The 12,946-nt window shown below is 71.3% G+C and carries 12 protein-coding genes; 5 read left to right on the forward strand and 7 right to left on the reverse strand.

The genetic code is table 11. The features are described from left to right. Positions 1-19: 19 nt before the first annotated feature. Both ACFC79_RS08660 and ACFC79_RS08665 read right to left on the reverse strand, forming a co-directional pair. Positions 20-964: an enoyl-CoA hydratase/isomerase family protein gene (locus ACFC79_RS08660; RefSeq protein ID WP_376236946.1), complete on the reverse strand. Its 945-nt coding sequence runs from the start codon at positions 962-964 to the stop codon at positions 20-22. A gap of 211 nt (positions 965-1,175) precedes the next feature. Further along, positions 1,176-3,404, reverse strand: coding sequence for an acetate--CoA ligase family protein (locus tag ACFC79_RS08665; protein WP_376236948.1), 2,229 nt, complete (start codon positions 3,402-3,404; stop codon positions 1,176-1,178). A 416-nt stretch (positions 3,405-3,820) separates the two neighbouring features. Here ACFC79_RS08665 and ACFC79_RS08670 point away from each other — a divergent pair, with 416 nt between their 5' ends. Continuing rightward, positions 3,821-5,185: a hypothetical protein gene (locus ACFC79_RS08670; RefSeq protein WP_376236951.1), complete on the forward strand. Its 1,365-nt coding sequence runs from the start codon at positions 3,821-3,823 to the stop codon at positions 5,183-5,185. A 110-nt stretch (positions 5,186-5,295) separates the two neighbouring features. Here ACFC79_RS08670 and ACFC79_RS08675 read toward each other — a convergent pair whose 3' ends face one another. Then, on the reverse strand, positions 5,296-6,483 hold the full coding sequence (locus ACFC79_RS08675; protein WP_376236953.1) for a flavin-containing monooxygenase: 1,188 nt from the start codon (positions 6,481-6,483) through the stop codon (positions 5,296-5,298). A gap of 154 nt (positions 6,484-6,637) precedes the next feature. Between ACFC79_RS08675 and ACFC79_RS08680 the strand changes: the two genes are divergently transcribed. Both ACFC79_RS08680 and ACFC79_RS08685 read left to right on the forward strand, forming a co-directional pair. Continuing rightward, the gene (locus ACFC79_RS08680) at positions 6,638-7,090 is read left to right on the forward strand and encodes a DoxX family protein (protein WP_376236956.1); all 453 of its coding nucleotides are present in this window, start codon (positions 6,638-6,640) and stop codon (positions 7,088-7,090) included. Continuing rightward, positions 7,087-7,521: a Zn-ribbon domain-containing OB-fold protein gene (locus ACFC79_RS08685; RefSeq protein ID WP_376236959.1), complete on the forward strand. Its 435-nt coding sequence runs from the start codon at positions 7,087-7,089 to the stop codon at positions 7,519-7,521. The genes ACFC79_RS08680 and ACFC79_RS08685 overlap by 4 nt, the downstream gene beginning before the upstream one ends. A gap of 196 nt (positions 7,522-7,717) precedes the next feature. Here ACFC79_RS08685 and ACFC79_RS08690 read toward each other — a convergent pair whose 3' ends face one another. The 3 genes from ACFC79_RS08690 to htpX form a co-directional block, all read right to left on the reverse strand. Further along, the gene (locus tag ACFC79_RS08690; protein ID WP_376236962.1) at positions 7,718-8,308 is read right to left on the reverse strand and encodes a DUF1707 domain-containing protein; all 591 of its coding nucleotides are present in this window, start codon (positions 8,306-8,308) and stop codon (positions 7,718-7,720) included. A gap of 82 nt (positions 8,309-8,390) precedes the next feature. Further along, complete coding sequence (locus ACFC79_RS08695) at positions 8,391-8,975, reverse strand: hypothetical protein (RefSeq protein ID WP_376236965.1); 585 nt, start codon at positions 8,973-8,975, stop codon at positions 8,391-8,393. A gap of 63 nt (positions 8,976-9,038) precedes the next feature. Then, positions 9,039-9,950: a zinc metalloprotease HtpX gene (gene htpX / locus ACFC79_RS08700; protein WP_376236967.1), complete on the reverse strand. Its 912-nt coding sequence runs from the start codon at positions 9,948-9,950 to the stop codon at positions 9,039-9,041. Positions 9,951-10,299: 349 nt separating this feature from the next. Between htpX and ACFC79_RS08705 the strand changes: the two genes are divergently transcribed. Both ACFC79_RS08705 and ACFC79_RS08710 read left to right on the forward strand, forming a co-directional pair. Next, on the forward strand, positions 10,300-11,499 hold the full coding sequence (locus tag ACFC79_RS08705; protein ID WP_376236970.1) for a cytochrome P450: 1,200 nt from the start codon (positions 10,300-10,302) through the stop codon (positions 11,497-11,499). A 35-nt stretch (positions 11,500-11,534) separates the two neighbouring features. Next, a complete protein-coding gene (locus tag ACFC79_RS08710) occupies positions 11,535-11,723 on the forward strand; it encodes a ferredoxin (protein ID WP_376237519.1) in 189 nt (62 codons plus the stop codon). A gap of 415 nt (positions 11,724-12,138) precedes the next feature. Here ACFC79_RS08710 and ACFC79_RS08715 read toward each other — a convergent pair whose 3' ends face one another. Continuing rightward, a complete protein-coding gene (locus tag ACFC79_RS08715; RefSeq protein WP_376236973.1) occupies positions 12,139-12,858 on the reverse strand; it encodes a pyridoxal 5'-phosphate synthase in 720 nt (239 codons plus the stop codon). Positions 12,859-12,946: the final 88 nt, after the last annotated feature.

A 12,946-nucleotide genomic window follows, 5' to 3' on the forward strand; every position in this document is an offset into this window, starting at 1 on the left:
CTCCCGGCACGGGCGGCCGTCACAGCCCCCGGTACGTGGGCGCGCGGCGCTCCACGAAGCTCGCCACGCCCTCGTTGGCGTCGCGCGTCGTCATGTTGATCTCCTGGGCCGTGGCCTCGGCCGCGAAGGCCGTGCCACGGTCGGATTCCAGCGACGCGTTCACGAGCTGCTTGGCGAGGGCGATGGATCGGGTCGGGCCGTCGGCCAGCCGTTCGGCCCAGGTCCGGGCCGTCGCCTTCAGATCCGCGTCCGGTACCACCCGGTTGACCAGGCCCAGGCGTTCCGCGTCCGACGCGGGAACGGCGTCCCCGAAGAACATCAGCTCCTTGGTGCGCTGCGGGCCGATCAGGCGCGGCAGCAGGTAGGCGCCACCGCCGTCCGGCACGAGGCCGCGGCGTACGAACACCTCGATGAACTTCGCGGTTTCGGCCGCCAGCACCAGATCGCAGGCGAACGCGAGGTGGGCGCCGATTCCGGCCGCCGTGCCGTTGACGGCCGCGATGACGGGTTTTTCGCAGTCCAGGACCGCCGCGATCAGGCGTTGCGCGCCGAGCCGGATCGTTCGGGCCACATCCCCCGGTACCCGGTCGCCGGGTGCGCGGGTGCCCGGGGTGGAGGGCCCCGGAGCGGGGGCACCGCGCAGGTCGGCGCCGGCGCAGAAGCCGCGGCCGGTTGCTGTGAGGACGACGGCCCGGACCGCGGGGTCGGCGGAGGCTTCGGCGAGCAGCGCGATGACGCGTTCCCGCTGGTCCCAGGTGACGGCGTTCATCGCCTCGGGGCGGTTGAGAGTGATCCAGGAGACGCCGTTGTCAGTGGCGTGGAGTACCAATGAATCGACCGGGGCGGCCGAGGGGGCGGCAGCCCCGGAGTGCTCGGCGCGACCGGGGCCATCGGCATGTCCGGTGTCCCCGGCGCGAAGGGTGCGGTCGGTGGTGTTCTCGGTGTCTTCGGGGGAGGACGGCATGGGGCAACTCCTTGGCGGGCGGTGGTGGGCCGGGGCGGGGCGGCGGGTTCGTACGGTCCGGAGGGGCGGGGCGGCGCACCGGGCTCGTGCGGTCCGGTGGGTCTGCACGGCCCGGTGGGTCTGCACGGTCCGGCGGGTTCGTACGTCCCGGTGGGCCGGCTCGGTGTGGCGGGTGGGGCCGGCCCGACGGGTTCGTCGGTGCCGCGCCCCCTCAGCGGCAGACGGCCAGCGCGTCCAGGGCCACCGCGCCCTGCCCGCGCCCCAGCACCATCAAGGGGTTGATGTCCAGCTCGGCGAGGTCGTCCCCGAGTTCGAGCGCCATCCGCTGCACCCGCAGTACGACCTCGACAAGCGCGTCCACGTCCGTCGGCGGACCGCCGCGCACCCCCTCCAGCAGGGCCCGGCCGCGCAGCTCGCCGAGCATCGATCGTGCCTGGTCCTCGCCGAACGGCGGTACCCGTACCGCCGTGTCGTGCAGCACCTCGACGAGCACACCGCCGAGCCCGACCGTCACGGTCGGCCCGAAGAGGGCGTCCTGCGTGACGCCGACCATCATTTCGACGCCCCGTTCCACCATCTGGCAGACCAGGATTCCGTCCAGCTCGATGTCCTCGTACCGGGCGATGTCGGTCAGTTCGCGGTATGCGTCGCGTACCTGGCTGGCGGAGGTGAGGCCGACCTTGACGAGACCCAGCTCCGTCTTGTGGGCGAGTCCGGCCCCCGACGCCTTCATGACGACCGGATAGCCGACCAGGCCCGCTGCCCGGACGGCCGCCGCCGCGCTGGTCACCAGCTGCTCGCGGGGCACCCGGATGCCGTACGCCCGCAGCAGCTGTTTCGCCGCGTGCTCGCTCAGCCGACGGCCCGCGCGCAGCAGTCCCTGCGCCTTGCGGTACGAGGGCGACGGCGTGCGCGGTGCCTCGTCGAAGGGGGATCGGTAGTGGGCGGTGAAGCGGTGGTGGTCCAGGTAGGCCCTCACGGCGGTGATGCAGTTGCGGAAGGTCCGGAAGGTGGCCACACGGGACGAGCCGAGCAGCGTCGTGCGGTAGGCGTCCTCGGTGCCGACGGGCGAGCCCCACACCACGCACACCAGCTTGTCCGTGGCCTCCGCCGCGTCCACCAGGTCCTGGGCGAGTCTGTCGCTCATCGGCGGGAAGGGGCCGGTGATGGGACAGATCAGCACGCCGACGTCGGGATCGGCGAGGATCGCATCGATGATCTTCCGGCCGCGCCAGTCGCCGACCGGGTGGCCACCGTTGTCGACGGGGTTCGCCACGTTCAGGTAGGCGGGTATCCACGTGTGCAGCTCGCGCTGCTTCTCCTCGGACAGGGTGGGGAGGGACAGGCCCGCGGCCGTCGCCAGGTCCGAGAAGTGCGCCCCGGTGCCGCCGGAGATCGAATACACCACGACGCCGTCGGCGCGCGGCTTCCGGGCCCGCGCCAGCAGGGCCGAGGTGTCCTGGAGTTCGTCCAGCCCGTCCACCCGGATCACACCGAACTGCCGCATCGCCGCGTCCACCACCCGGTCGGCGCCGGTCAGCTTGCCGGTGTGCGATGCGGCGGTCCTGGCGCCCGTCTCCGTACGTCCCACCTTGACCGCCACCACCGGGACCCCGGCCCGCGCGGCCCGGTCCGCCGCCAGGAGGAAGGAACGCCCGTCCTTGAGCCCCTCCACGTAGCAGGCGATGGCCCCGACCTCCGGGCGCCGGGAGAAGTACGAGATGAAGTCGGCGGTCTCCAGGTCCGCCTCGTTGCCCGTGGGGGCCCAGTGGGAGAGCCGTACGCCCAGCTCCTGAAGGGTGTGGACGGGACGCCCCTGGTGGCCGGACTGGGTGATCAGGGCGATCGCCGGACCGTCCAGGTCGTCGCGGAACCTCTCGAAGGCGTTGAGGTTGGTGTTCGGGCCGAGCAGGCGCAGCCCCGACCGTTCCACCGCTGCGGCAAGCCGCGCCTGGGCAGCGGCGCCCTCCTCGCCGGTCTCGGCGAATCCGGAGGCGAAGGCGACGGCGAACTTCACCTTGGCCTGCGCGAGTTCCTCGATCACCGGGAGCGGGTCGCCGACCAGCAGCACGGCCAGGTCGACCTGCTCCGGCAGGTCGGCGACGGACGGGTGGCAGGGACGCCCGAACACGGAGTCCCGGGTGGGGTGGACCGGATGCAGCCGGGCGCCGACCCGTTCCGCCCAGGCGATCAGCTGACGGGTGATGCCCGTGTTGGGGCGCCCCTCGGCGTCGGAGGCGCCGACGACGGCCACGGACTCCGGCCGGAAGAACCGATCCAGATCCGGCACGGGTGCGTGCAGGGGCCGGCCGCTGACATCGAGATCGCCCTCCGTGGTGGCGGTCGTCCTGCTGTGGACGGCGGCGTGCGGCTCCTCGCCGCAGGCCACCACCCTGGCGCGGAGGTCGGTGGTAAGGGTGCCGTGAGTCGATCCAAGCATCGTTCCGCCCGCTCCTGCTCGAAGTCCGTCGGATGCGCGTGCCGGGCCACATCAATAGCTGACACTCTGTCAGGTTACTGAACTGACGGCGTGTCAGGAATGGGTGTGCAGTCAGGGGATGAGAAGGATGCGCGGGGCGGGCTCTCGTGGATGCTCCACGGTGATCGGCTGCGTGCTCGTGCTCGTGGTCGTGCGCGTCGGGCCGGGCGGCTCCGTCGGTCCCGCCGTCGGTCGGTCCCGCCGTCAGCCCACGGCGTCGATGCGGCCCGGCGCTTCGGCGGATTGCCGCACCTCCGCGACCGATGGACCGATGCGGCGTCCGGCGCGTACAACCTCGCATTGATCTTGAACGTCCAACCATCGGGCCGGAGTTCCGGCTGCCGTTTGTCGTCATCGCCATATTTCTGGGGGTATTCATGAGACCCGACTCCGCGCGGCGCACCGTGCGCCTCGGAGCCTGTGTCGCCGCTGCTGCCGGACTGCTGACCGTCGGACTCGCGGCTCCCGCGTCCGCCGAGGAGCAGACCGACCAGCTCTGGATCAACGCGCCGTCCGAACAGAAACTGCCGCGCGCAGGTGGTTCCGACGGCGAGCCGCAGAGCCGTTCGCTGGACATCGGACTCTCCCACGACAACGACAACTTCACCGTCACCGACGGCCGTCTCACGGTCGACATCTCCGGCATCGCCGGAGTGGCCGAGGTGACCTGGCCGGACAACTGCGCCCCGAGCGGGACGACCGCCGTGTGCAACGTCCCCGTGGTGCCGGTCATCGGCGGCGACTACCACCCGCAGGTCAACCTCACGGTGCGGGCCGCGGAGGGGGCGGCGGTCGGGGCGCACGGGCGGATCACCTACGCCGCCGTGGCCACCGGCGGACTCACCGACACCATGGAGGCCCCGCTCGACTCGTTCGACACCACGCTCACCGTCGCCGGAGGACCGGACCTCTCCATCGGGGGCGTCACCCCGGTGAAGGACGCCCGGCCGGGCAGCTCGCACACCGTTCCGTTCACGGTCACGAACAAGGGCGACGAACCGTCCGAGGGCTTTGCCGTCAGGCTCCTCGCGTCGTACGGGCTCGACGTGGTCACCCGCTACCCCGCGTGCACGTACCGGACGACCAGCGGCGACGACTACGCGCCGATGACGGAGGCGAACTGCACCTTCGACCAGGTGCTCGAACCGGGTGACACCTTCACCCTGCCCGAGCCGCTGCGGGTCACCCTCGCCCCCCACGCGCTCGCCGAGCGCTTCGACATCGGCGTCGAACCGGGCAACGGGGCCACCGACCTCGCGGACGAGGACAACTACACCATCGCGGAGTTCGGCGCGGTGAACACCGCGGACTTCGAGGCGAGCGGCGCCCGTGTCACGGGCGCCGCCGGGGAGACCGTCACCGCCACGCTCGGCTTCCGCAACAACGGTCCCGCATGGTTCGGCAACCTCGGCTCCGGCGACCCCGTGGCGACCCTCCGCTTCACCGTCCCCGAAGGCGTCACCGTCACCTCCGCGCCCGTCGACTGCGTACCGCAGACCCTGAGCGGTGGCTACTACCCGAACCGTAAGGGCGCCCCGCGCTACGCCTGCGACCTGCCGTACTGGACGCTGCCGGACACCGCGCACACCTTCCCGTTCCAGCTGCGCATCGACCGGGTGGTCCCCGACGCCACCGGTGAGGTCGTCCTCAGGCCCGCCTTCGGCGACGCGCCGTTCCCGTTCGACCCGAAGCCCGGGAACAACACCGCCCAGGTCGTGGTGAACGCGACGCCGCAGGCGTAACGGATCCTTCGCCGGGCGGGGCGCGGCCGGGTACTCCCGGCCGCGCCCCGCGTGCGCACACATGAGTGCCGTCGCGTGTCGGACCCGCGGGGCCGGGGCCGGGTGGGGGATCAGCGGGTGCGGGCCAGCTTTCGGGCGATCTTCCGGGCGTCCAGGGCCAGTTCGCGCAGCATGCCGCTGATCGGGTTGGTGAAGCCGGTGAAGTACAGGCCGGGCGCCTGCTTGGGGGTGCGCCCGCCGTGCACCACCGGGCGTCCCCGTATGTCCAGCACGCTCAGGTGGCCGACCAGTCCCTCCAGGGACCTGCGGTAGCCGGTCGCGGCGATCACCGCGTCCGGGGTGATGCGTTCGCCGTCGGCAAGCACCACCGCGTCCCCGTCGAACGAGTCGACGGCCGCCACCGGCACGACCCGGCCGGCCCTCACCGCGTCGATGAGTCCTACGTCCTGCACCGGAATGGCACCGTCCCGGACCCGCGAGTACAGGCCGGTGTCCGGGCGCGGGAGTCCGTGCGCGGACAGGTCGGGCACGGCCAGCCGGGACATCAGGCGTCCGGCCCGGTCGACGAGCCGCACCGGCAGTCTGCGCACCAGGATGCCGGTCGCCTGGGCCGGCCAGCCCGCCGTCGAGCGGCGCACGATGTGCGGCACGGTCCGCACTGCGATCCGTACGCGCGACGCCCCACCCTCCACCAGGTCGACGGCGATCTCCGCGCCCGTGTTGCCGATCCCGACGACCAGGACGTCCCGGCCCGCGTACGGAGCGGGGGCGCGGTAGTCGGCGGCGTGTATGAGATCGCCGGTGAACGTGTCGCGTCCGGGCCAGTCGGGAACGCGCGGGGTGTGGTTGAAGCCGGTGGCGACGACGACGGCCCGGCCGGTCAGTATTCGTCCGCCGCTCGCGGCGAGCTGCCAGCCGGAGCCGTCGGGGGCCCGGTCGACGCGGGAGACCTCGACACCCGTCACCACCTCCAGCTCGTGGTGCTCGGCGTACTTCTCCAGGTAGCGCACCACGTCGTCCCTGGCCACCCAGCGCCCGAACCGGCGCGGCATGGCCAGCCCCGGCAGCGCGGACCGGCGCCGAGTCGTGTGCAGGTGCAGCCGGTCGTAGTGGCGGCGCCAGGACGCCCCCACCCGAGCGGACTTCTCCAGCACCACCGCCCGCACGCCCTGCTCGCGCAGTACCGCGGCTACGGCCAGCCCGCCCGGACCGCCGCCGATGACGTACACGGGCCGGTGCTCGGTCAGGTCGGTGGGGGCCGTGGCGAAGCCGGCCGCGGTGTGCGCGCTGTCGGACATGGTGCGGAGCGTAATCGCGGGATCGTTTGATGGGTCTCGGTCAAGGCTGGAATCGATTGCGAATGGATCACGGGACGGGCCTCTTGTGCGTGGCGCCGCCATCAGGTGAACTGACGTACCGTCAGATTCGGTTGGGTGGGAGGTGGGAGGTCGCGTGCAGACGATCTGGCTCGATGGAGCCGAGTGGCTGGCCGTACTCCGGGTGGGCCTGGGCCTGTGGTGGCTGGAGAGCTGGCGGCACAAGGACAAGAAGGGCTGGTTCGAGCGGGGTACGGGTATCGCCTGGGCCGCCGACGTGGCGAACAAGCACCGTTGGGGGGCCGTGCGCACCGGATTCCGGCGGATCGTCGCCCCGCGCCCCAGGGCGATGGCCTACCTCGTCGTGTACGCCGAACTCGCCCTCGGGCTCGGCCTGGTCGCCGGATTCCTCACCCCTGTCGCCCTGGTCGGCGGCCTCGTCCTCAACCTGCTCTACCTGGTACTGATGATCCACGACTGGGCCGAGCAGGGGCAGAACGCGATGATGGCGCTCATCTCGCTCGTCGCACTGTTCGCGATGTCCTGGCAGACCTGGTCCCTCGACCACGCGATCGGACTCTTCCTGTGACCGCCGCCGCACGTTTCGACCTGCCCGAACCCGACGCGTTCACCCGCCCCTACTGGGAAGCGGCCGACCGGGGGCAGTTGCTGCTGCGTCGCTGCCGGGCCTGCGGGCGGGCCCATCACTACCCCCGTGAGTTCTGCCCGCACTGCTGGAGCGACGAGGTCGTCTGGGAGCGGGCGAGCGGCGAGGCCACGCTGTACACCTGGTCGGTCGTCCACCGCAACGACCTGCCGCCGTTCGGCGCCCGCGTTCCGTACACCGCCGCCGTCGTCGACCTCGTCGAGGGGCCTCGGATGATGACGGAGATCGTGGACTGCCCGGAACGGGGTCTGGCGATCGGCATGCCGCTGCGGGTGGCCTTCCGGCGCGAGCCGGGCCAGGAAACCGTTCCCGTCTTCCGGCCCCGAGAACCCGTTCCGGACCTTCGGCCCTGAGGAGCCGTTCCGGGCCTTCGGTTCTGGGGAGCCGTTCCGGACTTTCGGCCCTGGGGAGCCGTTCCGGACTTTCGGTTTCTCGGAGCCGTTCGCCTCGTCCGGCTCCGAAGAACGGTTCGCGTCCTCCGGCTCGGAGAAGGACGGGGAGGGGGAGTTGCGGAAGGCGGTCGGTCGAGGCGCGGTGCGCGGGCGTGCCTCAGTCCGTTCCGGCGTCGCGCAGCTTGCGGCGTTCGAGGAAGTTGGGGTGGCGGACGAACACGCCCCCCATGCCGCACGATCCCGTCAGCCGGAGCAGCGGGGTGCCCGCGGCCCTCTCCTCCGTGGTCTTGTTCTTCAGGCCGCCGAGGCCGAGGGACAGGTCGTCGGCCTGCACGGTCCAGCCCTCCGGAACGACGATCCTCACACCGCCCATCCCCCCGTGCACTTCCAGTTCGATCTCGCGAAGCCGGCATTCGGCGCGGGTGAAGTCGATCCGGACGCCACCGGCACCGCCGTGGGCGTGGATCAGCGGGGGCACCTTCCAACGACCCGAGCGGCTTGCGCCGTGCATACCGCCCTTGAGGACCAGCGGCTCACCCGCGGCCACCACGACGGGAATCAGGTCCTCGGTGAGGGGAACCAGCTCGGCACAGGTCTTGGCGGACAGGGCCAGTCCGAGCCGGGTGTCCAGCTCGTCGAGATCGATGCGTCCCTCGGCCGCCGCCTCCCGCAACTGCTCGACCACCGCCTCGCGATCGGCGTGGGAAGCGCGCAGAGGCTTGGCGGGGAGCGGGGGCTCGGCAGTCATGGCAGTGATGATACGGATGGGCGCGAGAACCGGACACGGGTCGTCGCGCACGGCGACCCCTTCATGCTTCGTGGCCCACGCCTCAGAGGCCCGGCGCCCCCCACACCGGGAACCAGCGGGCCAGGTCCTTCTCCATCCGGAGGTCGTCCCCCAGCACCGCCCTGACCTGCAATTCCAGCTGATTGTCGCGCCTTTCCAAGCTTCCGGGGACGGGCGCGAACGGGTAGAACGTACCGCGCTTGTAGAGGTAGACGAGCGCCAGCGGCCGGCTCCGGGAGTCCCGGAAACCGATCAGCGAGCAGAGTAGTTGCGGCCCGAAGCCGCCGTCCTGCAACAGCGTGTTGACCGCGTGCAGGTCGTTGACCAGGGATGCCACGTCGTCCGGGGCCTGGCGGGCGAGCAGCCAGGTGTAGCCGTAGGCGTCCTGGCTGAACTCCACCGGGATGCCGCCGTGCTCGGTGTCGGCGTCGAGGAGTTCGCGTACGTCCTGCTGGATCCGGGCGAAGGTGCCGCCCTCGACGCCCGCGAAACAGACCGAGCCGAGCCCGGTGGGTTCGAATTCGGCCCCGGCCTGGAGAGTGAGGGCGGCGGACGGGACGGCGAAGAGCTGGTCGAGGTCGGGGCGGACCGGCTTGCTGCGGCCCAGGATGACGTCGAGGAGACCCATGCGCGTTCCTTCCGGTGGGATCCCGGGGCCGGGTTCCTGACGACCTGGCCGTGGGCGAGACCGTTACGGGCGGGCGAGGTCGGCGGAGATGCGGGCCAGCTGGTCCAGTCGCTTTTCGAGCGTCGGGTGCGAGGAGAGCAGCCGGCTCAGGCTCTCCTTGGAGGAGAACGCGGGAACGAAGTAGAAGGCGTTGTACGGCTCGGCCTTGCGCAGGTCCTCCGTCGGGATGCGGGCCATCTGGCCGCTCACCTTCGTGAGCGCGGAGGCGAGCGCCGAGGGGCGGCCGGTCAGCAGGGCGGCGGCGCGGTCGGCGGAGAGTTCGCGGTAGCGCGAGAGCAGCCGGGTGAGCAGGAAGCTCAGCACGTACACGACCGCGCTGATCAGCGGGATCAGCATGACGATGATGCCGACGGGGTCGTTGCTCCGGCTGCTGCGGGAGAGGCCGCCCCACAGCGCGACGCGGGTGATGATGCCGGCCATGACACCGAGGAATGAGGCGATCGTCATGACCGCCACATCGCGGTGGGCGACATGTGACATCTCGTGCGCGAGAACGCCCTCCAGTTCCGGGGGATCGAGCCTGCGCAGGAGCCCGGTGGTGGCGCAGACCAGGGCGGTCTTCTCGTTGCGTCCGGTCGCGAAGGCGTTCGGCACATCGCTTTGGGCGATGGCCACACGTGGCTTCGGCACGTCGGCCAGGGCACAGATCCGGTCGATGGCGCCGTGCAGCTCGGGTGCCTCCTGGGGCGTGACTTCGCGGGCCCCCATGCTGAATGCCGCGATCCGGTCACTGAACCAGAACTGCGCGATGAACATGCCACCGACGAGAATCAGAATGATTGGCCAGGCGCCGCGCAGCACGGCGAGCAGCACGCCGACCAGCACCACGTACAGCAGTCCGATCAGGAACATGGTGCCGACCATGCGTGTGGTCAGGCCGCTGTCGGGGGCGTAACGGGAACGGGTTCGGCTCATCGTCGCCTCCAGTCGCCCTATCGCCTTCCATCTTGCCCCTTTCCTGGGGAAAACGGCGATAAGTGGTTTTCGGGTGAAGCGGGGTGAAGAGGGGGGTGGAGTGGGGGAGGAGCGGGGGAGGGGTGGAGGGGGTGGGGGTCGGCGGGTGTGCTCGGCGTGCGGGTTCGGTCCGGCGGCGGGAGAGTGATCGGCGGAGGGGGGCGAGCGACGGAGGGAGAGGAGAATGGAACGAGGGGGTCCGAAGGTTGTCGGAGGACATTTGGCCGAACATCACCTGGACCATTTAGGTGCCTGAGGCATCTAGTGGGCAGAGATCGGTAGGACTCCCTCATCATCTGCGAGGTCCGCCATGGCAGACGCTGAAACCATCTCATTTCCGCAGAACCGCACCTGTCCCTACCACCCCCCGACGCAATACCTTGACGCGCGTCGCGATATGCAGCGGCCGGTAGCGCCCGCCCGTCTCTTCGACGGACGCAAGGTGTGGCTGGTGACGGGACTCGCCGAGGCGCGTGCGCTCCTGGTGGACCCGAGACTGTCGTCCAACCGGGAGAACCCCGCGTTCCCGTTCTTCGCCGAACGGCTGGCCAAGTCGAGCCTGCGGCGGGTCGAACTGCTCGGTGTGGACGACCCGGAGCACAACGCCCAGCGCCGGATGCTGATCCCGAGCTTCACGGTCAAGCGGACGGCGGCCCTTCGGCCGCAGATCCAGCAGACCGTGGACGGTCTCCTCGACCGGATGATCGAGCAGGGACCGCCGGCCGACCTTGTCGGTTCCTTCGCGCTGCCGGTGCCCTCCATGGTCATCTGCGCCCTTCTCGGAGTGCCCTATGCCGACCACGAGTTCTTCGAGGGGCAGTCGCGCAGGCTGCTCCGAGGCCCTGCGGCCACCGACGTCGAGGAGGCGCGGGAGGCCCTCGACGACTACTTCCGCGAACTGATCGAGCAGAAGCGTGCGACCCCCGGCGAGGGGCTTCTGGACGAGTTGATCGCCAAGCAGTTGGAGACCGGGGCCGTGGACCACGAACAGCTCGTGCGGCTGGCCGAGATCCTGCTCGTGGCCGGGCACGAGACGACCGCGAACATGATTTCGCTCGGCACCTTCACACTGCTCCAGCACCCCGACCAGCTGGCCCGGATGCGGGAGTCGGACGATCTGATGCCCTCCGCGGTCGAGGAACTGCTGCGATTCCTCTCCATCGCGGACGGGATCTCGCGGGTGGCGGTTCAGGACATCGAAGTGGGCGGCGTGACCATCCGGGAGGGGGACGGCGTCGTCCTGTCCACGGCGGCGAGCAACCGTGACGACGCCGTCTACACGGCACCGGACGAATTGGACCTCGGTCGGAACGCGCGCAATCACGTCGCCTTCGGATTCGGGATCCACCAGTGCCTGGGGCAGAACCTGGCGCGGGCCGAGATGGAGATCGCGCTGCGCACCCTGTGCCGGCGGCTTCCGGAGCTGCGGCTGGCGGTGCCCGCCGAGGAGGTGCCGTTCAAACCGGGCGACACCATTCAGGGGCTGCTGGAACTGCCCGTCACCTGGTGAACGGGCTCGAATCGGAAAGGCTTGCCGAGATGCGCATCAGTATCGACATCGACAAAGACCGGTGCATCGGCGCCGGACAGTGCGCGCTCACCGCGCCGAAGGTGTTCACCCAGGACGACGACGGGTTCAGCGAGCTGCTGCCCGACTACGAGGCCGCCGCCGACGGGCCCACGGTCAAGGAGGCCGCCCGCGCCTGCCCGGTCCAGGCGATCACCGTCACCTGACCTGACCTGACCGGGCTGGGCTGGGCTGGGCCTGACTGGGCCGGGCCTGATGCGGTCTGGTCCGAGCCTTCATACGGCCTGTCCCTCACCCGATCGGCCCGGTCGTCACACCGGACCTGTCCTGTCACCCGACCGGATCCGGCCGGGTGACAGGGTTTGGACCGTCACCCGACGTGGCCGGGTCAAGCGACCGGACCCGGCCACCCGGGGAGTGCCTGGGCTGCCACCCGAACGGATCCGACCGGCCCCGTCACCCGGGCGCCCGGCCCCGGCGCCGGAACACGAACCGGCCGCAGGGTCGCCGGGCCCGCGTACGCCGGGCCCGCGTACGCCAGGCCCGCGTACGCCGGGCCCCACACGCCCGGTCCCGCGCACGCTGGGCCCCGCATGCGTCCGGTCCCGCACGCGAGCCCGTTCAGGGCCAGAGCAGCTCGTGCTCCCAGGATTCCGTTCGCCCGAGGTAGCGCAGGCGTACGTGCCGACGCGCCGCGTCGCCCTGGAAGAACTCGACCTCCCGCGGCTCGACCACGTACCGCGTCCAGCTCGGGACGTCCGCCTCCGGCTCCGCCCGCGCCCGCTCCCAGGCCGTCTCCGAGGCATGCCTCAGCTCCTCGTACGAGCCGAGCACCTCGCTCTGCCGACCGACCAGCGCCGAGGCCAGGGCCCCGGTCGAGCGGGCGTGCAGATCGGCCCGGCTCTCCGCGGGGGAGCAGGCGACGACCGGGCCCCGTACGCGTACCTGCCGCCCCTGCGCCGGCCAGTAGAAGCCGAGCGCGGCATGCGGGTGCGCGGCGAGCTGGCAGCCCTTCGCGCTGGTGCTGTGCGTGGCGAAGTGCCAGCCGCGGGCGTCGGCGTCGTGCAGCATCACCGTCCGCACGTCGGGCCGCCCCTCGGCGTCGACGGTGGCCAGCGACATGGTGTGCGGCTCGGTCTGTCCGGCGGCCACGGCCTCGGCGAACCAGGCGTGGAAGAGGGGGAGCGGGGTGGCGGGGGCGGTGGCCGGGTCGAAGGCGGGCAGGTCGACGTCCCAGACCCGCCGGGTGTGGAGCAGGCCCAGGAAACTCTGCCGCGCGCCGGTTTCCGCCGGGTCGACCGGGTCATGGGGCACGTCAGGGGGCGTCTTCGCGTCACTCATGCCCTCCATTGCAGCGCATCGCGGCGTACGGGCCTCCCAAGGCCCGGCCCCGGCCCCGGCTCGCGGCCCCGGCCCCGGCCCCGGCTCG

It is taken from the genome of Streptomyces sp. NPDC056061 (genome assembly GCF_042266885.1).
Taxonomy (GTDB): domain Bacteria; phylum Actinomycetota; class Actinomycetes; order Streptomycetales; family Streptomycetaceae; genus Streptomyces.